Origin of the sequence: Micromonospora matsumotoense (assembly GCF_900091525.1) — a bacterium.
Taxonomy (GTDB): domain Bacteria; phylum Actinomycetota; class Actinomycetes; order Mycobacteriales; family Micromonosporaceae; genus Micromonospora; species Micromonospora matsumotoensis.
Map to the genome: position 1 here is coordinate 134,285 of NZ_FMCU01000002.1, position 21,335 is coordinate 155,619.

19 protein-coding genes are annotated in these 21,335 nt (G+C 73.6%); 12 read left to right on the plus strand and 7 right to left on the minus strand.

Annotated elements, in window-relative coordinates; genetic code table 11:
• Position 1 precedes the first annotated feature (1 nt).
• Positions 2-2,341: a malto-oligosyltrehalose synthase gene (gene treY / locus GA0070216_RS04285; protein ID WP_091239298.1), complete on the plus strand. Its 2,340-nt coding sequence runs from the start codon at positions 2-4 to the stop codon at positions 2,339-2,341.
• A complete protein-coding gene (gene treZ, locus GA0070216_RS04290; protein ID WP_091239300.1) occupies positions 2,338-4,071 on the plus strand; it encodes a malto-oligosyltrehalose trehalohydrolase in 1,734 nt (577 codons plus the stop codon). The genes treY and treZ overlap by 4 nt, the downstream gene beginning before the upstream one ends.
• A 277-nt stretch (positions 4,072-4,348) precedes the next feature.
• Here the strand turns inward: treZ and GA0070216_RS04295 are convergent, their stop codons facing one another.
• On the minus strand, positions 4,349-4,585 hold the full coding sequence (locus GA0070216_RS04295) for a GntR family transcriptional regulator (RefSeq protein ID WP_091240780.1): 237 nt from the start codon (positions 4,583-4,585) through the stop codon (positions 4,349-4,351).
• Positions 4,586-4,903: 318 nt separating this feature from the next.
• Between GA0070216_RS04295 and GA0070216_RS04300 the strand changes: the two genes are divergently transcribed.
• Positions 4,904-6,082, plus strand: coding sequence for a helix-turn-helix domain-containing protein (locus tag GA0070216_RS04300; RefSeq protein ID WP_245722296.1), 1,179 nt, complete (start codon positions 4,904-4,906; stop codon positions 6,080-6,082).
• A 177-nt stretch (positions 6,083-6,259) separates the two neighbouring features.
• Here GA0070216_RS04300 and GA0070216_RS04305 read toward each other — a convergent pair whose 3' ends face one another.
• Entirely contained in the window at positions 6,260-7,897 is a 1,638-nt protein-coding gene (locus tag GA0070216_RS04305; RefSeq protein ID WP_091239305.1) for a cellulose-binding domain-containing protein, read from the minus strand.
• Positions 7,898-8,365: 468 nt separating this feature from the next.
• Here GA0070216_RS04305 and GA0070216_RS04310 point away from each other — a divergent pair, with 468 nt between their 5' ends.
• Genes GA0070216_RS04310 through GA0070216_RS04325 form a run of 4 tightly spaced genes read left to right on the plus strand, consistent with a single transcriptional unit; the run spans position 8,366 to position 11,752 of the window.
• Positions 8,366-9,292, plus strand: coding sequence for a hypothetical protein (locus GA0070216_RS04310; protein ID WP_091239307.1), 927 nt, complete (start codon positions 8,366-8,368; stop codon positions 9,290-9,292).
• On the plus strand, positions 9,289-9,744 hold the full coding sequence (locus tag GA0070216_RS04315; protein WP_091239310.1) for an ABA4-like family protein: 456 nt from the start codon (positions 9,289-9,291) through the stop codon (positions 9,742-9,744). Before GA0070216_RS04310 ends, GA0070216_RS04315 begins: the two co-directional genes overlap by 4 nt.
• A 14-nt stretch (positions 9,745-9,758) precedes the next feature.
• Positions 9,759-11,129 (plus strand): sensor histidine kinase, encoded by a 1,371-nt coding sequence (locus tag GA0070216_RS04320; protein WP_245722297.1) that lies wholly within the window; start codon positions 9,759-9,761, stop codon positions 11,127-11,129.
• On the plus strand, positions 11,126-11,752 hold the full coding sequence (locus GA0070216_RS04325) for a response regulator transcription factor (RefSeq protein WP_091239315.1): 627 nt from the start codon (positions 11,126-11,128) through the stop codon (positions 11,750-11,752). The genes GA0070216_RS04320 and GA0070216_RS04325 overlap by 4 nt, the downstream gene beginning before the upstream one ends.
• A gap of 78 nt (positions 11,753-11,830) precedes the next feature.
• Here GA0070216_RS04325 and GA0070216_RS04330 read toward each other — a convergent pair whose 3' ends face one another.
• Complete coding sequence (locus tag GA0070216_RS04330; RefSeq protein WP_091239317.1) at positions 11,831-12,400, minus strand: TetR/AcrR family transcriptional regulator; 570 nt, start codon at positions 12,398-12,400, stop codon at positions 11,831-11,833.
• A gap of 50 nt (positions 12,401-12,450) precedes the next feature.
• Between GA0070216_RS04330 and GA0070216_RS04335 the strand changes: the two genes are divergently transcribed.
• Positions 12,451-12,942, plus strand: coding sequence for an FBP domain-containing protein (locus tag GA0070216_RS04335; protein WP_091239320.1), 492 nt, complete (start codon positions 12,451-12,453; stop codon positions 12,940-12,942).
• Positions 12,943-12,970: 28 nt separating this feature from the next.
• Here GA0070216_RS04335 and GA0070216_RS04340 read toward each other — a convergent pair whose 3' ends face one another.
• From GA0070216_RS04340 to GA0070216_RS04350, 3 genes are all read right to left on the minus strand, one after another.
• Complete coding sequence (locus GA0070216_RS04340; RefSeq protein WP_091239323.1) at positions 12,971-13,603, minus strand: DUF6518 family protein; 633 nt, start codon at positions 13,601-13,603, stop codon at positions 12,971-12,973.
• Positions 13,604-13,671: 68 nt separating this feature from the next.
• The gene (locus GA0070216_RS35255; RefSeq protein WP_245722298.1) at positions 13,672-13,815 is read right to left on the minus strand and encodes a hypothetical protein; all 144 of its coding nucleotides are present in this window, start codon (positions 13,813-13,815) and stop codon (positions 13,672-13,674) included.
• 66 nt (positions 13,816-13,881) lie between these two features.
• The gene (locus GA0070216_RS04350; RefSeq protein ID WP_091239325.1) at positions 13,882-15,360 is read right to left on the minus strand and encodes a glutamate-cysteine ligase family protein; all 1,479 of its coding nucleotides are present in this window, start codon (positions 15,358-15,360) and stop codon (positions 13,882-13,884) included.
• Between the two features lie 164 nt (positions 15,361-15,524).
• On the opposite strand from GA0070216_RS04350, the gene GA0070216_RS04355 reads away from it, so the two are divergent.
• Positions 15,525-15,863 (plus strand): DUF3817 domain-containing protein, encoded by a 339-nt coding sequence (locus GA0070216_RS04355; protein WP_091239328.1) that lies wholly within the window; start codon positions 15,525-15,527, stop codon positions 15,861-15,863.
• Between the two features lie 47 nt (positions 15,864-15,910).
• Here the strand turns inward: GA0070216_RS04355 and GA0070216_RS04360 are convergent, their stop codons facing one another.
• The gene (locus GA0070216_RS04360) at positions 15,911-16,453 is read right to left on the minus strand and encodes a hypothetical protein (protein ID WP_176738829.1); all 543 of its coding nucleotides are present in this window, start codon (positions 16,451-16,453) and stop codon (positions 15,911-15,913) included.
• Positions 16,454-16,632: 179 nt separating this feature from the next.
• Between GA0070216_RS04360 and GA0070216_RS04365 the strand changes: the two genes are divergently transcribed.
• The 3 genes from GA0070216_RS04365 to GA0070216_RS04375 all read left to right on the plus strand — a co-directional run bounded on the left by GA0070216_RS04365 (position 16,633) and on the right by GA0070216_RS04375 (position 21,147).
• Positions 16,633-17,751, plus strand: coding sequence for a baeRF2 domain-containing protein (locus GA0070216_RS04365; protein WP_091239330.1), 1,119 nt, complete (start codon positions 16,633-16,635; stop codon positions 17,749-17,751).
• Positions 17,744-19,507: a thiamine pyrophosphate-binding protein gene (locus GA0070216_RS04370; RefSeq protein ID WP_091240785.1), complete on the plus strand. Its 1,764-nt coding sequence runs from the start codon at positions 17,744-17,746 to the stop codon at positions 19,505-19,507. The genes GA0070216_RS04365 and GA0070216_RS04370 overlap by 8 nt, the downstream gene beginning before the upstream one ends.
• A 248-nt stretch (positions 19,508-19,755) precedes the next feature.
• Entirely contained in the window at positions 19,756-21,147 is a 1,392-nt protein-coding gene (locus GA0070216_RS04375; RefSeq protein ID WP_091240789.1) for a hypothetical protein, read from the plus strand.
• Positions 21,148-21,335: the final 188 nt, after the last annotated feature.

A 21,335-nucleotide genomic window follows, 5' to 3' on the forward strand; every position in this document is an offset into this window, starting at 1 on the left:
CATGCCCGCACAGCCCCCACCCGACTCGACGGCGACGGTCGGGTCGACGTACCGCATCCAGGTCCGACCCGGCTTCGACCTGGACACCACCGCCGAACTGGCCGACTGGCTCGCCGACCTGGGCGTCAGCCACCTCTACAGCGCGCCGCTGCTCACCGCGACCCCCGGCTCCGCGCACGGCTACGACGTGGTCGACCACCGCGCGGTCAACCCGGAGCTGGGCGGGGAGGCCGGCCGGCAGCGGCTGGTCCGGGCGTTGCGGGCGGCCGGGCTGGGCCTGGTCGTCGACATCGTGCCCAACCACGCCGGGGTCGCCCAGCCGGCCGCCAACCCGGCCTGGTGGGACGTGCTGCGCCGGGGGCGGGCCTCGACGTACGCCGACTGGTTCGACGTCGACTGGGACCGGGGCCGGTTGCTGCTGCCGGTGCTCGCCGACAGCCCCGACGCGACCGACGATCTCAAGGTCGTCGACGGGGAGCTGCGCTACCACGAGCACCGGTTCCCGATCGCCGACGGCACCGCCGACGGCAGCCCGCGCGAGGTGCACGACCGGCAGCACTACGAGCTGGTCTCCTGGCGGCGCGGCGACGCCGAGCTGACGTACCGCCGGTTCTTCGCCGTGTCCGACCTGGCCGGGCTGCGGGTGGAGGACCCGGCGGTCTTCGACGCCACCCACGCCGAGGTGCTGCGCTGGGTGGCCGCCGGTGAGGTCGACGGCATCCGCGTCGACCACCCCGACGGCCTGCGCGACCCCGCCGGCTACCTGACCCGGTTGCGGGCCGCCGCCCCGCACGCCTGGCTGGTGGTGGAGAAGATCCTGGAGTACGGCGAGGAGCTGCCGGACTGGCCGGTGCAGGGCACCACCGGCTACGACGCGCTGGCTGCGGTCTGCGGCCTGTTCGTCGACGGTCGGGCGGAGGGTGACTTCACCGCCCTCGACGCCCGGCTCACCGGCCGGCACACCTCCTGGCAGGACCTCACCCACACCACCAAGCACGAGGCCGCCACCCGGCTGCTCGCCGCCGAGCTGAGCCGGCTCGCCGCGCTCGCCCCCGACCTCGACCGGGACGCCACCCGGGCGGCCCTGGCCGAGCTGGCCGCCTGCTTCCCGGTCTACCGGGGCTATCCGCCGCACGGGGCCCGGCACCTGGCCGCCGCCCGCGCCGAGGCCGGCCGCCGCCGGCCCGAGCTCACCGCCACCCTGGACGCGGTGACGGCGCTGCTGCGCCGCCCCGAGCATGAGCTGGCCGCCCGGTTCCCGCAGCTCACCGGCGCGGTGATGGCCAAGGGGGTGGAGGACACCGCCTACTACCGGTGGAGCCGGTTCGTCGCCCTGAACGAGGTCGGTGGCTCGCCCGCCCACTTCGGGGTGCCGCCGGCGGAGTTCCACCGGTTCGCCACCGCCCGACAGGTCCGCTGGCCGGCCAGCATGACCACGCTGTCCACCCACGACACCAAACGCGGCGAGGACGTCCGGGCCCGGCTCGCCGTGCTCGCCGAGCTGCCGGCCCGTTGGGCGGAGCAGGTCGGCGACTGGACGAAGCGGGCGCCGCTGGCCGATCCGGCCTTCGCCCACCTGCTGTGGCAGACCGCCGTGGGGGCCTGGCCGATCGACCGGGAGCGCCTGCACGCCTACGTCGAGAAGGCCGCCCGGGAGGCGTCGGCGTCGACGAGCTGGGCCGACCCCGACCCGGCCTTCGAGCACGACCTGCACGCCCTGGTCGACCGGATGTACGACGACCCGCAGTTGCATGCCGAGATCAGCGCGTTCGCCGCCGAGCTGACCCCGGCCGGCTGGTCCAACGCGCTCGGCCAGAAGCTGGTGCAGCTCGCCATGCCCGGGGTGCCGGACACCTACCAGGGCACCGAGTTGTGGGAGAACTCCCTGGTCGACCCGGACAACCGCCGCCCGGTCGACTTCGCCGTACGCCGGGAGCTGCTGGCCCGGCTCGACGCCGGCTGGCGGCCGGCGGTGGCCGCCGACGGCGCGGCCAAGCTGCTGGTGGTCTCCCGCACGCTGCGGCTGCGCCGGGACCACCCGGAGCTGTTCGACGGCTACCGTCCGGTCGCCGCGCACGGGCCGGCCGCCGGGCACGCGGTCGCCTTCGACCGGGGTGGCGCGATCGCGGTGGCGACCCGGCTGCCGGTGCGGCTGGCCCGCGACGGCGGCTGGCGCGGCACCGTGCTGTCGATGCCCGGCAACAGTGTTACCGACGTGTTCACCGGACGGGTCTACAGTGGTTCTGAGCTGCTCCTTCATGATCTGCTGAGCACCTACCCCGTCGCTCTCCTCGCGCCCACCCCCCTGGCTCCCACCGACCCCGTGGAGGCTGCCGCATGACCGAGTTCACCGTCTGGGCACCCGACGTCGCCCGGGTCCGGCTGCACCTGCCCGGCGTCGCCGACCACGACATGCGGGCCGGGCCGGACGACTGGTGGCGGGTCGAGGTGCCCGCCGCCGGCCCCGGCACCGACTACGCGTTCCTGCTCGACGACGATGACACCCCGCTGCCCGACCCGCGCTCGGCCTGGCAGCCGGCCGGGGTGCACGGACCGAGCCGCCGCTACGACCACGCCGCGTTCGCCTGGACCGACCAGGGCTGGCCCGGCCGCCAACTGCCCGGCAGCATCCTCTACGAGCTGCACGTCGGCACGTTCACCCCGGAGGGCACCTTCGACGCGGCGATCGACCGCCTCGACCACCTGGTCGACCTCGGTGTCGACCTGATCGAGCTGCTTCCGGTGAACGCCTTCAACGGCGCGCACAACTGGGGCTACGACGGGGTCTGCTGGTTCGCCCCGCACCAACCCTACGGCGGGCCGGACGGGCTGAAACGCCTGGTCGACGCCGCTCACGCCAAGGGGTTGGGGGTGATCCTCGACGTCGTCTACAACCATTTCGGGCCCTCCGGGGCCTACGCGCCGAGCTTCGCGCCGTACCTGACCGAGCAGGACAACTCCTGGGGTCGCACGGTCAACCTCGACGGCCCGCACTCCGACGGGGTACGCCGCTACATCATCGACTCGGTGCTGATGTGGCTGCGCGACTACCACGTCGACGGCCTGCGGCTGGACGCCGTGCACGCGATGCCCGACTCCCGGGCCGTGCACGTGCTGGAGCAGATGGCGGTCGAGGTGGAGGCGCTCGCCGCCCACCTGGGCCGGCCGCTGTCGCTGATTGCCGAGTCCGACCTCAACGACCCCCGGCTGATCACCGCCCGCGAGGCGGGCGGCTACGGCCTGCACGCCCAGTGGAACGACGACGCCCACCACGCCCTGCACACCCTGCTCACCGGGGAGCGGCAGGGCTACTACGGCGACTTCGGCTCGCTGGAGTGCCTGACCGACGTGCTGACCGGGGCGTTCTTCCACGCCGGCACCTGGTCCAGCTTCCGCAACCGCAGCCACGGCCGCCCGGTGGACCGGCACGCCACCCCCGGGCACCGGTTCGTGGCCTACCTGCAGAACCACGACCAGATCGGCAACCGGGCCACCGGCGACCGGATCTCCGCCGGGTTGTCGCCCGCGCTGCTGCGGGTCGGGGCGATGCTGCTGCTGACCGGGCCGTTCACCCCGATGCTGTTCATGGGGGAGGAGTGGGCGGCCAGCACGCCGTGGCAGTTCTTCACCAGCCATCCCGAGCCGGAGTTGGCGGCGGCGGTGGCCACCGGCCGGCGGCGCGAGTTCGCCGCGCACGGCTGGCCACCGGGCGACGTGCCGGACCCGCAGGACCCGCAGACCTTCCTGCGCTCCCGGCTCGACTGGGCCGAGCTGGACAAACCCGAACACCGCGAGATGTACGACTTCTACCGGCGGCTGATCGCGCTGCGCAAGGCCCGCCCCGACCTGTCCGACCCCCGCCTGCACCAGGTGGAGGTGCGCCACGGCGACCAGTTCCTGGTGGTGCGCCGGGGCGGCTGCCTGGTGGTGGCGAACCTCGCCGGTCGGCCGCAGCGGGTCACCCTGCCCGGGGTGGCGCGTCGGGTCCTGCTCACCACCGGGGAGGGCGTCACGGTGACGCGCGACCGGGTCGAGTTGCCGGCGGAGACGGCGGCGATCGTGGCCCTCTGAACGCCGCGGCGCGCCGCGTGCGCCGTTGGAGGGGTCCGTGCTGCTCGCCCGGTCCTCGGGTGGCTTTTCGCGGCGGTTCGCCCAGTCTTTAGGCGGCCGGCGCGGTGATTCGTCACCGTGGGTCACGGTCGTAGCGGAAGTAGCATGCGCTAAGAGCGTTATGACTGTCTGTCATATTTATGCCTGCGCGTCATACGCCTCGTGGGGCGATGACACTCTCGCCTGGACGCCCGCGTTCGATGACAGCCGACGAGCCTGGTGCGGAGGGTGGGGAAGCTCAGGAACCCTCGGCCGATCTCCCGGTCACGTAGGTGCCCTTGCCCTGCCGCCCCTGAAGCTCGCCGGTGATCTGGAGATGTTCGATTGCCCGTCGCACAGTGCCGATGGAGCAGTCGTACTGCTCGGCGAGTTCAGGCAGTGAGGGAAGCTTGTCGCCCGCTTTGAGCTGTCCCGAGGCGATCGACTTCCGGATGTCGTTGATGACAACCCGAAAAGTCGGAACGTAGCCGCTCATGAACGCCAGTAGATCAGCTGTCACAGCTAGCCATGTCTAGTATGTCTGTTGTTACATCAGTGCTATCACTGTCTACTCTGCTAGTAGAGTTAGCTTCCTCAGGTCGAAATCGAGGATGGAGCCGCATGCCTAGATGGAAGTGGTACCAACGTCCGGCCGGACCTGCTGAAGATGATCAGCATTTATCGCCGGATTCTGGCGAGCGGGTCGAGGCGGTCGAGCGGGAGGCGGCTCGGCGTCGCATTCTCGCGCAGGCCGAGGCGGAGCGGATACCCGTCGAGGACACGACGCGCGCGGTGCCGGATCGGCGGTGGCGGCGTGGGCGCTGACGACCTGCCGGTCGGGCGGCGGGTGGCGCGCTGGCGGGTGCGGCGGCGGATGACCCAACAGATGCTCGCGGACCGGCTCGGCAAGTCGAAGAGCTGGGTGGACAAGGTCGAACGCGGGGTCCGCGCGTTGGACCGGTACTCGGTGATCCAGGAGATCGCCGAGGTGTTGCGGATCGATCCTGCGGTACTGCTCGGGACCCGGCTGCCGTCGTCGGCGCAGGTCGGCGAGGGGGACGGGGTGGATGGGTTGCGGGCCGCCCTCGCCCGCTACCACGTCGCTGCCGGCGTGGTGTCATCGGCGGAACTGCAACGGCACGTCGAGCACGCCTGGTTGACCTACCAGCACGCGCACTACGCGCAGGTGGTGCGGGCGCTGCCGGGGTTGCTCGACGCCGCGCGGAGCCGGCACGCGACAGCGCCCGAGGCGGCGGACCTGTTGGTGCAGACGTACCGGGTCGCCTCGGCGGTGCTGGTGAAGCTCGGCGAGGCTGACCTCGGCTGGCTGGCCGCTGACCGGGCGATGACCGTGGCCGGCGATGATCCGGTACTGGCGGGGACGGCGGCCGTGGCGGTGGGGCAGGCGCTGCGCGCGCTGAGCCGTGGTCAGTTGGCGCTCGCGGTGACCGTGGCCGCCGCGCGTCGCGTCGCCCCGAGGCCGGTACGCGACGCCACGGTGGCGCGGCAGGCGCTCTGCGGGACGCTGCTGCTCCAGGCCGCCCTGGCTGCCGCCGAGCACGGCGACACCCACCGGGCCGACGAGCTGATCGACCTGACCGCCGGGATCGCCACCCGGGTCGGGGGCGGTGACGATCCCCACCGGATCTGCTTCGGGCCGGTCGCCGTCGAGCTGGCCCGGGTGGTGGCAGCGATCGAGGTGGGCGACGGTGGGGAGGCTGTCTACCGGCACGAACAGGTGATCCGTCGGGCGGGGTGGCGGCTTCTTCCCGCCGAGCACCGGGCCGCCTACCTGGTCGACGCCGCACGGGCGTACCTCCAGGTCGGTGACCTGTTCGGGGCCGGTCGGGTGCTGGTCGACGCGGACGGCATCGCGCCGGCCGAGGTACGGTGCCGACCGGCGGCGCGTACGGTGATCGCCGAGATCGCCCGGGGCCGGCCCACCGCGGCCGGCGTCGCGCGACTGGCCACGCTGGTCGGCCTCACCCGGTGATGGGGCCGCCCTCCGGGTGCCCGGTTCCGGCCCGCGCCTTGCACAGTCGCCCCCGGCGATGGCCGCCGCCGAACCGCCACCGGCGCGCCGCCGGCCGGGCCGTCGCGTCGACCGGGGCGGCCCGCAGTGGTGGCCCGGCCGGTCCGACCGGCCGGGCCACCACCCTGACCAGGGCGGTTACAGGGTGACCTGCCGGCCGCCGAGGGTCACCACCAGCCGTCCGTCGGAGGCGAAGGACCAACCGATGGCCCCGGTGTACGACGCGCAGCGGGAGCCGTTGCTGCCGTTCCAGAACTGGTTGGAGCTGTCGCTGTTGCCGACGATCTTGTCGTTCGCGCCGCTGCCGCTGCGGCACGAGGTGTTGCTCCGGAACACCGAGCTGCCGCCGTCGAACGAGAAGTTGCGCTCGGTGTTGTCGATGCTCAGGTTGTTGGAGATCGACATCGAGCCGAGGTTGCGGTTGTAGGTGAACCCGTGCTTGCCGTTGCGGTAGGCGATGGTCCGCCGCACGACGTGGTTGACGCCGATGTCCTCGCCGCCGAGCTTGAAGCCGTTGCGGTCACCGTTGCCGTTCTGGGTGCCGTTGCTGAGCGTGCCGTTGTTGTAGGCCAGGGAATCCTCGATGGTCACCACGCCGATCGGCCCGGTGTCGGTCTTGGTGTAGAGGTCCCACCCGTCGTCGATGTTGTGGTGGGACACCGCGTACCGGAAGACGTTGCCGCTGCCGACGGTGAGCTTGGCGGCGAAGCCGTCGGCGTCCTCCCCGTCGGAGTCGGCGTTGTCGTGCGACTCGGCGCTCAGCACCAGGTTGTTGGCCGGCCACTGGTCGCGCGGGGTGCTGGAGGCGATCCGGGAGAGCTGGAGCCCGCTGTCGCGGTTGAACCGGGTCACCGTCCGCTCGATGATGTTGTTGCTGCCCCCCACGAAGATCCCGTTGTCGCCGGCCCGCTCGACGACGATGCCCTGGAGGTGCCAGTACGACCCGTTCAGGGCGAGCCCCCGGTTGGCCGGGTCCTCGCTCATCGCCGCGAAGCTCAGCACCGGCTTCTCACCCGGGTAGGCGAACAGCTTCTTACGGGCGCTGGCGGTGCCGTTGTTGCCGGGAGCGATGGTCACCGTCTGCGCCAGGTTGTAGGTGCCGGCCCGGACGTAGATCGTCCCGCCGGCGGTGACCCGGGTGATGGCCGAGGCGAGGGTGGTCGGGTTCGCCTGGGTGCCGGCCGCACCGGCGCTGCCGTTCGGTGCCACGTACAGCGTGCTGCCCGACGGCGGGGGCGTCGTGGGTGGCGGGGTGGTCGGCGGGAATGTGGTCGGCGGCGGCGTCGTGGGCGGGGGTGTGGTGGGCGGTGCGGTCGTCGGGGGCGGCGTGGTGGGGGTGCCGGTGGTGGGGGTGACGCCGCCGGTGCAGGCCACCCCGTTGACCGCGAAGTTCGTCGGGACCGGGTTGCTGCCGGTCCAGGTGCCGTTGAAGCCGAACGAGACCGTGCCGTTGGTGGCGACCGCCCCGTTGTAGCCGGCGTCCCCGGCGCTGACCGCGCTGCCGCTCTGGCTGAACGTGGCGTTCCATCCCTGGTCGACGCGTTGCCCGGCACCGAACGTCCAGGTGGCCGTCCAGGCGCTGAGCGGGTCGCCCAGGTTGGTGAGGTTGACGCTCGCGGTGAAACCACCGGACCACTGGGTGGACACCGTGTAGTCGATCCGGCAACCGGCCGCAGCCTGGGCGGCGTTCGCGGTGATCACGACTCCGGCCGCGGTGAGCGCCGTCGCGGCCACTGCGGACATCCACAGTGCCGTCCGACGCTGTCGGTAGATCATGGTCTTCTCCTGGGGGTTGGTGTACGAAGCCCGCCTGTGCAGGCCCCGGCACCGGTGCCCGCCGGTGTCGGGGTAGGCGGCTGCTACCCGGACACCCATCGTGGAGATGGGCCTTCCCGCGTCGGACCGGCCCGGATCACCGGCGCGAGGTGGTGGCCCGGGTGCGACCTGGGCCGTCCCGGGGAGGTGCTGGGCGGTGGACGCCCAAGGTAAGCGCTTTCCGCCTCAAGGTACTGAGCGTTCTCGATGCCGTCAATCTACCCGCCGGTCCCCGGCCGCCCGGTGGATGTCGCGCCGTCCCCGCTGTCCGTCCGCCGGTCACCCCCCACCCGGAGGCCATTGGCGGCGTCGGCGACCGGACGGGCACGGCACTCCTCCACCCTGGGGAGGAGGTGGCCTCCGACCGGGGGCCGTGATCGGGGCCTCCGGTCGGGCGCGGTCGGGCCGGCGGCTGGCGAGAGTCTCCGTATGACTGATGTGATGTCCCGGGCGGCCGGCCGGCACCGCCCCCTGCTGGTGCTCAGCATGGCGGCGGCGGTGCTCGCCGTCGTCACCGCCGTCGGCGTGGTCGTCGACGGGCGGGTGCTCACCGGCGTGCCGATCTGGCTCAAGCCGTTCAAGTTCTCGGTGTCCTTCGTGCTGTACGGAGCTACCCTCGCCTGGATGCTGGCGCAACTGCCGCGCCGCAGCCGGGTCGCGGAGTGGTCGGCCGGCGTGGTGGTGGCGGTGGCCCTGGTCGAGATGCTGGTGATCGTCGGGCAGGTGTTGCGCGGCACGACCAGCCACTACAACGAGACCAGCGCGCTCAACGCCGCGCTCTGGCAGGTGATGGGAATGGCGATCATGGTGTTGTTCGTCGCGCACGTGGTCGTCGCGGTCGTGCTGCTGGTGCGGCGGGCCCGGGACCGGGCCACCACCTGGGCGGTGGGTCTGGGGCTCGGCTTGTCCGCGCTGGGGATGCTGGTGGCGTTCCCGATGGTGCGCCCGGATCGGGCCGGGGCGGAGGGGATCGCCGGGGCGCACAGTGTGGGCGTGCCCGACGGCGGGCCGGGGCTGCCGATCCTCGGGTGGAGCACCACCGGGGGTGACCTGCGGATCGGGCACTTCGTGGGGCTGCACGCCATGCAGGCGCTGCCGATCCTGGCGTTCCTGCTGCGCCGCTACCTGGACCGCTGGCTGGACGAGCGGAGCCGGGTCGGGCTGCTGGTCGTCGCGGGGGCCGGGTACGGCGTACTCACCGTGTTGTTGACCTGGCAGGCGCTGCGGGGCCAGCCGCTGCTGCGTCCGGACCTGACCACGCTCACCGCGCTGGCCGCCCTGGCGGCGGCGACCACGGTCGCCGTGGTGGCGGTGGTGGCCCGGCGGCGTCGTCCGGAACTGGTGCTGGCCGCGTGACCGCCACCTGGTTCTCGCTGACCTTCGCGCTGGCCGCGCCGTTCTGGGCGCTGATGATCCTGCTGCCGGGCTGGTCGTGGACCACCCGGATCATCCGGTCGCCGCTGATCGTGGCGCCGGTCCTGGTGGTCTACGCGGTGCTGGTGCTTCCGGCGCTCGGCGAGGTGCTCCCGGTGGTGATCTCGCCGACCCTGACCGGCGTACGTGACCTGTTCGGCACCGACGTCGGCGCGGCGGCGGCCTGGGCGCACCTGATCGGGTTCGACCTGTTCGTCGGCCGGTGGGTCTGGCTCGACAGCCGGGAGCGTGGGGTGCCGGCGCTGGTCATGGCCCCGGTGCTGGTGGTGACGATCCTGCTCGGGCCGCTCGGGCTGGCCGGCTACCTGGCGCTGCGGACCCGCTGGACCGGCCCGACCGGGGCTGCTGCTCCCGCCCCCCGATCCGTAGGCTGACTCCTGTGGGCTGGGTGGGACGACTGTTCGACGCACGGGACACCCTCGTACGGATGGTCCTGCTCGACCTCAGCGGCCTCGGCTACCTCCTGTTCACCGTGGAGGCTGGTCAGCCGCCGACGGGCGCGCAGTGGACGCTGGCCGTGACCGCGTTCACCGTCGCGCTGGTGTCGCACCGCCGGCCACTGATGAACCTGACGGCGCAGACCGTGCTGCTGGCGGTCGCGATCGTGGTCCTCGACGACACCACGATCAACCAGGTGGGGGCGAGCTGGGGGCTGCTCGAACTGACCATGCGGACCCCACGGCCGAGGACCGCCTGGTGGGGCGCCGGAGCGTTGGCCGTGATCGCGGGGTTCGGCCGCTCCGGCCACGCGTCCCAGGGCGTCACCGCAATGGTGTTCGGGCTGCTGGCGGACGTCGGCCTGCCGCTGTTGGTCGGCACGGTGGTGCGGACCAACCGGGAACTCGCCCGGCAGGCCGAGGAGCGGGCTCGGGCCGAGCAGCTCCGACGCGAGTCGGACAGTCGGGCGGCGCGCGCCGACGAACGCAGCGCCATCGCCCGTGAGCTGCACGACGTGGTCGCGCACCACGTGGCGTCGATGGTGCTGCGCGTCGGTGTCGCCCGGCACGTCCTCACCGACCTGGACCCCAGGGTGGGCGCGGTCTTCGACGACGTGCACGCGACCGGGACGGCGGCGTTGGCGGATCTGCGGGGACTGGTCGCGGTGCTGCGTGACCCCGACGTGGCGCACGGGGACGCGGCGTTGACCTCGATCGAGCCGTCGGCGCTGCCGACCGCGCTCGGCGCGGCGGTCGACCGGGCCCGGCAGGCCGGGGTGACGGTGGAGGCGGAGGTCGACCCGGCGGTGGGCGCGCTCGACGCGGTACGGGGCCTGGCGGTGCTCCGGTTGACCCAGGAGGCGCTGACGAACGTGGTGAAGCACGCCGGCACATCCGCGCGGGCGCGGTTGTCGGTGTCGGTCGTCGACGACGCCGTCCACTGGGAGGTGTCCGACGACGGGCGGGGCTGGGCCCCGGCGGCGGTGCCGCCCGGCGGTGGACACGGCATCACCGGCATGCGGGAACGCGTCGAGGTGCTCGGCGGGCGGCTGGACGCCGGCCCGGCCGGCACCGGCTGGCGGGCCCGCACCGTGCTGCCCGCCCGGGTGCCGACCGGCGTCGGCTCGCCCCCGGGCGGGCAGCCGTCCGCTCCCGGCTCGTTCCCGGCCGGGCCATCGCCCGTTGCCGCTGCGTCGCCGGCCGGACCGCCGTCCTTTCCCGGTGTGTCGCCGGCCGGTGCGGGCGCGCCTACGGCCGGGCGGGCCGGTGCGGCGTCCCCGCCACCCGGCTCCGGCGGGCCGTACGCGGCGGAGCCGGCGTGATCCGGGTGCTGCTGGTCGACGACCAGCACCTGATCCGCGCGGGCCTGCGGATGCTCTGCGAGGCTCAGCCCGACATCGAGGTCGTCGGGGAGGCCGACAACGGCCGCGACGCGGTCACCCTGGCCGCCCGGCTCGTCCCCGACGTGGTGGTGATGGACCTGCGGATGCCCGGTGTCGACGGGATCACCGCGACCGGTCGCATCCTCGCCGACCGGCCCGCAGCCCGGGTGCTGGTGCTGACCACGTTCGGCGACGACGACCACCTCTTTCCCGCGTTGACCGCCGGTGCCTGCGGTTTCCTACTCAAGGACGCCCCGCCGGCCGATCTGATCGACGGGGTCCGGCGGGCCGCCGCCGGGGCCAGTCCGTTCAGCGAGGAGGTGTTGCAGCGGTTGGTCCGACGGGCGGTGCAGGCCCGCGTGGAGCTACGGAGGCCGGTGTCGGGCCTGACCGCCCGCGAGCGGGACGTGCTGGATCTGGTGGCCGAGGGGCTGTCGAACACCGAGATCGCCGACCGGCTGCACATTGGGGTGACCACGGTCAAGACGCACATCACCAGCCTGATGACCAAGACGGACAGCCCGAACCGGGTACGCCTGGCCCTGTTCGCCCGGGGCGGCTGAACGGCCGACGGGCCGGCGGTCAGTGGGGCGGCGGTATGTGCGCGGGGCGGCGGTCCGCGCATGGGCCGGCAGCGGTGGTCAGGGCGCGGGCCAGTGGCGCAGCAGGGCGTCCAGGGCGTCGATGACCCGGGTCCAGGTCTGCTCGGTGTCCGGGGCGCTGTGGCTGAACCCACCACCCAGCTCCAGGCTGACGTAGCCGTGGAAGACGCTGCCCAGCAGCCGGACCGCGTGGGTCTGGTCCGGCTCGCTCAGGTGGTAGCCGCGCAGGATCGCCCGGGTCAGCTCGGCGTGCCGGCCACCGGCGCTGGCGGCGGCCGTGGCCGGGTCGAGCCTGAGCTGGGCGGCGGACCACCGCCCCGGATGCTCCCGGGCGTAGTCGCGGTAGACGCCGCCGAGGGCGGCCAGCGCGTCCCGGCCGGCCCGCCCGGCGAGGGCGTCGGCGGCCCGGACGGCGAGTTCGTCGAGGGCCAGCAGGGCGATCCGGGTACGCAGGTCCCGGGAGTTGCTCAGGTGTGAGTAGAGGCTCGCTACCGTGACGTCGAAGCGTCGGGCCAGGGCCGACAGGGTCACCTGGTCGAAGCCGACCTCGTCGGCCAACTCCGCCCCTGCCCGGGTGAGGCGTTCCGTGGTCAGTCCCGCGCGTGCCATAACCCATTATGCGTTTGCCTAAAGGTTTTAGGAAACCTACCGTGGCAGTCATGGAGCCCCTGACCGAGCAGCAGATCCGTGCCGCGTTCGTGAACTGCACCAAGGGCGAGTCCAAGCGGCTGCACGTGCCCCGCGACCTCGCCGAGCGCCCCTGGGCCGACCTGGACTTCCTCGGCTGGCGGGATCCCCGGTCACCCGAGCGGGCCTACCTGGTCACGGAGTTGGACGGCTCCCGGACCGCTCTGGCGCTGCGCTGCCCCACCCCCGGCACCCGGCAGCCGCCGCGGGGCATGTGCGCGATCTGCCTGACCTCCCCGGCCGGTGGCGTCAGCCTGATGGTCGCGCCGAGAGCGGGCAAGGCCGGGCAGCAGGGCAACTCGGTGGGCACCTACCTCTGCACCGACCTCGCCTGCTCGCTCTACGTGCGGGGGCGCAGGAACGCCGGCCCCGGTGCCCGCATGCAGGAGTCCCTGACCACCGCGGAGCAGATCCAGCGGACCGTGACGAACCTCGCCGCCTTCATCGCCCGGGTGACCGCCTGACCGGACCGTGCCGGCGGCGCGGGGCGGCTCACACCGCCCCGCCCACCCACGCGAACCCCAGGCGGACGAGCGCGGCCAGGGGCACCGCCACGGCCACTGCGAGCACCTGCCGTCGACGCGAACCGCCGACCAGCAGCACGACCAGGACACCCAGCGCGATGTCGATGGCGACATTCCATCCCACGCCCGATGGGTAGTTCGGATCACCGGTCCTGCCGGCGAACCGCGCTGCCTCCTCGAAGAACACGGCCGCCGGCAGCGCCGTCCCCACCACCTGCCGCCGGCCCGACCCGCGCGCCCAGACGCCGCTTATTCCGAAGACCACACCGGTCAGCACGCCGAGCGCCATCCAGAACAGCGACGTCGTCGCCCACAGCACGGCCAGGTCGTCGCCCTGCAGGAGCCACGCCGCCAGGTAGTAGCTGGGCACCGCGACGACGAGCAGAGCGGCGGCACCCAGGGCCGCCCGCAGCCAGGCCGACCGGACCCAGTAGCCGAACCCGAAGGCGGCAACCGCCCAGGTGGCCGTGGAATTGCCCAGTTCGGCCAGGGGGGAGGGCATCCACTTGATCCACACGAAATCGAGGAAACCCAGCAGGAAGCCGCCCGCCACGGTGACGAAAGCCAGCACACGAAGATCAGGTCGCATGGCGCGGAGCATACTCAGTATGTAAAGGCGAGGGAGCCTCGGGTGCCGCCCCGGCGCGTGTCGGGTCGGTCGTGATGGCGCTAGCGGGGGTGCCGGCCGATCCGCACGCCGAGTCCGACCGCGCCGATGACCAGCAGGCCGCCCAGTCCGACCCGCTCGGCGAACTCGCCGACGCTCATCTTGCGTTTGGCCAGTTCGACGTCGATGCGTACGACGACGGGCATCAGATCACCGCCGCCAAGCTATTGAAAGTCAATCGACTCCGGCGGGTGGGCGGTGACCCGGCACCGTCAGGGGATCGGCCACTCGTGGACCGGGCGGTTGCTGTGCATCAGCTCGACGTAGTGCCGGACCACCTCGCGCAGCGCCTCCGGCCGGTCGAGGTGGTCGGCGGATTCCAACCGGTGCAACGTCGCCACCTGCCAGCTCGCGCCGTTGCGCCCGGTCAGGCAGCGCTGCTCGATGATGCCGAGCAGCCGGTCGCGTTCGGCCGGGTCCACCCCCCACCCGTCCAGCCCCTGGTGCGCCAGCGGCAGCAGTCGGCGCAGCACCAGCTCGGTCGCCGGCAGGTAGCCCAGGCCCGGCCAGTAGACCTGCGCGTCGATGCCGTGCCGGGCGCCGCTGGTGAAGTTCTCCTCCGCCGCGCTGAACGACATCTGCGACCACAGTGGCCGGTCCGACTCGGCCAGCGCCCGGACCAGCCCGAAATAGAACGCGCCGTTGGCGATGGTGTCCACCACGGTCGGCCCGGCCGGCAGCACCCGGTTCTCCACCCGCAGGTGCGGGCGGCCCTTCCACACGTCGTACACCGGCCGGTTCCAGCGGTAGATGGTGCCGTTGTGCAACCGCAGCTCGGCCAGCCTCGGCACCCCACCGGCGGCCAGCGTCTGCGCCGGGTCCTCCGGGTCGCCGACCGGCAACAGCGCCGGGAAGTAGCGCACGTTCTCCTCGAACAGGTCGAAGACGCTGTTGATCCAGCGCTCACCGAACCAGACCCGCGGGCGTACCCCCTGGGCCTTGATCTCCTCCGAGCGGGTGTCGGTGGCCTGCTGGAACAGCGGCACCCGGGTCTCCCGCCACAGCTCGCGGCCGAAGAACAGCGGGGAGTTCGCGCCCAGCGCGAGCTGGATCCCGGCGACCGCCTGGGCGGCGTTCCAGTAGGCGGCGAAGTCGACCGGGCTGACCTGGAGGTGGAACTGGGTGCTGGTGCAGGCCGCCTCCGGGGTGATGGTGTCGGCCGTGGTGGCCAGCCGCTCCACCCCGCTGATCGCGATCCGCAGGTCCTCACCCCGGGCGGCGAAGATCTGCTCGTTGAGCAGGGCGTAGCGCGGGTTCGCCGACAACGCCCCGGCGGTCAGGTGCCCCGGCTCCAGGGTGGGCAGGATGCCGATCATCACCATGTGGGCGTCGACCGTGCGGGCCTTCTCCTCGGCGGCGTTCAGGCTGGCCCGGACGTGCTGCTCGAACTCGGCCGTGCCGGTGCCGACGAGCCGCCGGGGCGCCACGTTGATCTCCACGTTGAACTGGCCCAGCTCGGTCTGGAAACTGGGATCGGCGACAGCGGCCAGCACGTCGGCGTTGCGCATCGTCGGCCGGGAGTCGTCGTCGACCAGGTTCAGCTCGATCTCCAGACCGGTCATCGGCCGTTCGACGTCGAACCGGGACTCCCGCAGCATCTCGGCGAAGACGTCCAGACACCGCCGGACCTTCTCCCGGTACTGGGCCCGATCCTCCCGACTGAACGTGCGCGCTCCGACTTCCTCGCCCATGGTCACCCGCCCTGTCACCCGTTGGTTCTGTCAACCTCGCACGTCCCGGACGGACCGGGAAGACCCGAAGGACCCTCTACGTACCCACCGGCGACCCGGGTGATCCCCGTCGCCCGGCGGTCATCCCGCGACAGGTGACGACGAGGGCTGGCTACCATGACCCGATGCGCGAGAAGGTGACCCGGTTGTTCGTGGCGGCGGCGATCGCCGAGGCGTGCTCGTGGCTGGCACTGCTGGTCGGCATGGCGGTCAAGTACGGCCCGCCGGGCAACGAGATCGGCGTGCAGATCTTCGGGCCGATCCACGGCGCGCTCTTCGTGGCCTACGGGCTCCTGGTGCTCGCCGTGGCCCGGCTGCACCGGTGGTCCCTCGGCGTCACCCTCGTCGCCCTGCTCTGCGCGGTGCCGCCGTTCGCCACCCTGCTCTTCGAGCGCTGGGCCGCCCGCCGGGGGATGCTGCGGGCCGCCGGGGCGTCGCCCCGTCCGCTGACCCCGGTCGGCTGACCCGGGCCGGCGACCGACCCGGGCCGACGGCCCCGGGTGGTGCGCCGTCAGGTGAGGACCACGGCGGCGGCGACCAGCAACACCAGCACCGCCCCCAGCACCGCCTGGATCAGCAGCGGCGGACCGAGGTGGCTCCACACCGTGGCGGTACGCGGGGTGAGCAGCTGACCGGTGGTCAGGTTGACGATCCGTTCGATACGCGGGGGCAGGTCGACGTCCTGCGGACGGAGGGTCAGCTGCACCCAGTCGGACGGGTGCACCGCGCTCTGCGGCAGGTGCCCGTGCAGCTCCACCTCGTAGAGCAGGCCCTTGTCGTCGCGCACCCGCACCGGGGTGACCAGGAACTCCGGACCCTTCTTCAGGTCCTTCCACGTGCGGCGCGCGCCCCCGCCGGCCCGGGACAGGGCGGCGCGCACCAGCATCACCAGCAGGCCCGCCACGCTCGCCGCGGTCAGCACCGCCACCAGTACCGGCTGGCCGATCCTGACCTCGCGGGGGTAGCCGTCCATGAAGCGGACCACCCGCCCGGTGAGAATCCGCTGGGTCGGGCGTACCACCCGATTTCGGAGATCGCTGTCCATGTTCACCACCGAGAGTCCTTATCCGTGCACAGATGGTATCCGTCGCGCGGTCGGAACGACGTGAATGAACCGGAGAGTCACGGCCGTCGCGACAGCGGGTGAGACAGGCCGGCCGACCGGTGGCCGGGTCGAGGTGACATCCCGGGCGGCGCGGGTAAGCGGGCGGCCGAGCCGGAAAGGGGTCGAGCATGCAGCTGTCGTTCCTACGCCCGCTCTACGACCGTCCCGGGCCGTGGTGCTCGGTCTACCTGGACGCCTCCCGGGACACCCAGGACGCGCGTCCGGCGTTGGACCTGCGCTGGCGGGCCCTGGCCGACCAACTCGCCGCCGACGGCGCGGACGAGCCGACCATCGCGGCACTGGACCGGGTGGTCCGGGGCCACGACCCGCTGCCGGGCGACTACGGGTTGGCCGCGTTCGCCAGCGGGGGCCGGGTGGTGCTGTCCGAGTACCTCGCCGCGCCGCCACTGCGCGACCTGTCCGCGTACACCCCGCTGCCGCACGTCATGCCGCTGCTCGCGCAACGCGGTGAACAGGTGGCCTGGGTCCGGGTGCTCGCCGACCGCACCGGCGCGGACGCGGTCGCGGTCAGCGCCGGCGGGGTGCCCCGACGGGCCCACGTCACCGGCCGGCAGACCTACCCGCTGCGCCGGGTGCAACCCGGCGGCTGGTCCCAGTCCCGCTACCAGCGGGCCGCGATGGAAGCCTGGCACCACAACGCCGGGGACGCCGCCGCAGCCACCGCCGAGCTGGCCGACCGGGTCGGCGCGGACGTGGTGGTCGTGGCCGGGGACATCCGGGCCACCGGGATGATCGCCGCACAGCTGCCGGCCCGCTGGCAGGACGTGGTGGTCCGCACCGATGCCGGCTCCCGGGCCGGCGGCGCCGACCCGGCCGCGATGGACGACGTCACCGTGCAGACCATCGCCGAGGTCGCCGACCAGCACGTCACCGCCGCGCTGGACCGGTTCGGCACCCAGGAGGACGTCGGCGCGGGGCTGGACGCCGTGGTGGCCGCCCTGCAACGTAACCAGGTCGACACCATGCTGCTCGTCGACGACCCGTCGGCCATCGGTGAGCTGTGGATCGGACCCCGGCCCACCGACATCGCCACCGCACCCGGCCAGCTCGCCGCCGTGTCCGACCCGCAACGGGTCCGCGCCGACGCGGCACTGGTCCGGGCACTGGTCGGCACGGACGCGGACCTGACCGTCCTCGGGCCGGACGAGGCGCCCGAGCTGGCCGACGGCGTCGGTGCGGTGCTGCGGTACGTCGACCCGGCCACCCCGGGACGCGACGATGGCTGACCGTACGGTCGCACACCTGGTGGTGGAGCGGCTGCGGGCCTGGCGGGTGCCCCGCGTCTTCGGCTGCCCGGGGGACGCGATCGCCCCGGTGGTCGAGGCGCTGGACACCGCCGGCGGGGACCCGGAGTTCGTCCCCGCCCGGCACGAGGAGACCGCCGCCTTCATGGCGACCGGGCACGCCAAGTTCACCGGCGGCATCGGGGTCTGCCTGGCCACCCAGGGCCCGAGCGCGGTGCACCTGCTCAACGGCCTGTACGACGCGAAGCTGGACAGCAAGCCGGTGGTGGCGATCGTCGGGGAGGACGTCACCGGCCCGCTCGGTGAGGTGCACGAGGAGATCGGGCTGAGCCGCCTCTTCGGCGACGTCTGCCACCAGTTCGTCCGCTACGGCCGTACCCCGGCCCAGGTGCCGGCGCTGCTCGATCAGGCGTTCCGCACCGCCGCGGCGACCCGTAGCCCGACCTGCGTGGTGCTGCCCCGCGCGTTGCAGGTCGCCCTGGTGCCCGACCTGCAACCGGACGCGGCGGGCGTGCTCAACGCGACGCCGGGTGAACCGCTGGCCCGGGTGCTGCCACACCAGGCGGACCTGGACGCCGCCGCGGCGCTGCTCACCGTCGGACAGCGGGTGGCGATCCTGGTCGGGCAGGGCGCGCGGGGCGCCGCGGCGCAGATCACGGCGCTGGCCGACCGGCTGGGCGCCGGGGTGGCCACCTCCCTGCCGGGCAAGCCGGTGCTCGACGAGCGGTTGCCGTTCCACACCGGGGTGCTCGGTGAGGTCGGCACCACCGCCGCCGCGCAGCTGATGGGCGGCGCGGACACCCTGCTGCTGGTGGGCACCAACGACCCGTGGACCGACTACCTCCCGATGCCCGGCCAGACCCGGACCATCCAGATCGACATCGACGGGCGGCGGATCGGCAGCCGGTACCCGGTGGACGTGCCGCTGGTCGGCGACGCCACCGAGACCCTGCGCGCGCTGCTGGCCCAGGTCGCCGACCGGCCCAACCGGCAGTGGCGGGCCACCGTGGAGGGCTCCGTCGACCGGTGGCGCGTGGAGGCCGCGGCCCGCGCCGCCGAGCCGGCCGAGCCGGTCAACCCGCAGCTGGTGCTGCACGAGTTGTCCGCCCGGCTGCCCCGCGCCGGGTCGGTCGCCGTGGACGTCGGTTCGGTGCTCTACTGGTACGCCCGCCACCTGGAGCTGCCGCCCGGGGTCGACGCGCAGCTCTGCGGCGCACTCGGCTCGCTGGGGTGCGCCGTGCCGTACGCGCTCGCCGCGAAGCTGGACCGCCCGGACGAGCCGGTGGTCGCCCTGCTCGGCGACGGCGCGATGCAGCTCAACGGGCTCGCCGAGCTGATCACCGTGGCGCACCGCTGGCAGGAGTGGGCCGATCCCCGGCTGGTGGTGCTGGTGCTCAACAACCGCGACCACTCCGGGCTGGGCAACGGCCGGTGGGTGCCCGGTGTGCCCGGTCGACGGGCCGACGTGCCGTACGCCGGTTGGGCCCGGCTGCTCGGCCTGCACGGCGTCCGGGTGGACCGGCCGGAGCTGGTCGGCGCGGCCTGGGACGAGGCGCTCGCCGCCGACCGGCCGTGTGTGCTGGAGGCGGTGGTGGACCCGACGGTGTCGCTGCGGGTGCCCGAACCGGCCCTGGCCGACCTGCGGAGCCTCTTCGCCGACGGCGACGCCACCCGACGCATCCGGGACCGGATGATGTCGGCCGAGCGGTCGATCGTCGAGGCGGAGGATCTCGTTTAGCACCCCTCGGGCTGCGCACTCACCGTCCCGATCTGCCCCGGCCGGCGGAGCCCCGGCGGACCCCGTCCGGGCCGGGCCGGGCTGGGCGGTGGCGGCCCCCGCTGCACCGGTAGGGCCTACCGGTGGTGGTTCGAGGATTGCGCCCGGCGGGGCGGGATGCCCCGTTTAGACCCCAGAGGGAGGGGAAGCCGGGCCGCGTGGTGAGTGAGCGAGGCGGGGTGGAGCCGGCACCGGTGGTGCCGGCGGGGCTGACGGCCCAGGGTGCGGGACTGGCCGGCGACCGGGTCGTGGCGGTGGGCAGCACCGCGCGGGTGCTGGTGGCCGCCGCCGCCCGCGCGCTGCGCGGGGTGGACTGCGCCGACCTGGGACACCCGACCCCACCCTCCCGGTTGCTCGCCGCGCCGGAGCCGGTCCGGCGGGTGGCCGCCGCGCGGGCCGCCGGCCGGGTGGCGCTCACCGCCGCGCAGGCCGCCGAGGTGGACGGGGAACGGGTGGCCCGGTGGATCGTCGACCAGTACCCCCGGGAGCGGTACCCGGCGTTGGTGCTGGGCTCACCGCACGCCGCCGCCGTGCACCTGGCCGTGGCGCTCGGGGTGCCCTGGCTGCCCGCCGGGTTCGAGATGTCCGCGCACTGGACGCACGGCGCGGTGGACCGGCCCGGGGCCGCCCTGGACCAGGGTGCCGCGTTCGCCGCCCGGGTCCTCGCCGGCAACCCCGACCTGCACGTACGTCAGGTGCACTGCCCGGCGAGCCGGGGCGCGCTGGCCGGCGTCACCATCAGCCTGGTGGCCCGGTGGCGTGCACTGCCGGTGGCGTACGCCCGGTTCCTGGCCGACCGGTTGACGCCCCGGGCGGTGGTGCTGCTGGTCGGTGACGAGCGTCGGTGGCCGGTCTCGGACTCCGGGCAGGGGCACAGCTTCCAGCTCGGCTCCCCGGCCAGCGGGTTGGCGCCGGTCGACTTCCACCCGGACTCGCCCGCCCTGCGTCAGGTCCTGCGGGCGGCCGGCGGGACCGGGCAGGGCTGGGAGCCGCCGCCGGTCACCGCCGCCCGGGAATCCGCGGAGCACGGGCTGGAACCGGGCTTCACCCGGGCGCTGGGCCACTGGGCCCGCACCCGGGGGCACGAACTGCGTCAGGTACGGACGCCGCACCCCGGGGTGCTCAGCGCGGCGACCGCCGACCTGTACCGCCGGTGGCTGCGCCGGGCCGGCAAGAGCGGTGACCGGTTGGTGGTGGAGTGCGGCCGGCTGTTCGACCCGTGGCAGGTGGTGCGGGCGGGGCTGGTGCCGTACTGGTGCGAGAACGCGACCCGGCGCAGCGTCGAGGAGGTGGAGTGGTGGCTCGCCGGCAGCGAGCCGTTCAGCTCGGTGGACGTGCTGCCCGAATCGCCGGGGATGCGCTCACCGGCGCTGGCCGGGCTGCCGCAGTGGTTGGCGGTGGCGGCGTTCGGCCGTCGTCGCCGGGCCCTGGACCGGACCGCCGCCCGGGGCTACCCGGTCGCCTCGGTGGCCACCCGGCGGGCCACCGAGGTGCTGCGCGGTCAACCATACGACCTGCCGACGCCGCCGCCGCTGAGCGTCGACGACGCGCTGGCCGGGCTCCGGGACGCGGGCGCTGCGCTGGGGTTGGCCGTCTCCTGACCGGCCCACCCGTCCGGCGCGGACGCGACCGCCTCGGGCGGAGGATGGGCGGCCGGTAGCCCGGAAAGGGGACGCCGGGGGTGTCCGCGCCGTCCGGCCCGACCCGGCACACCGAAACATCCTCGCGAACCCGGGACCGCGTGGTTGAGTACCTGGGGAGCGGGAAGACCGCTCGCCGCGACGGTGCG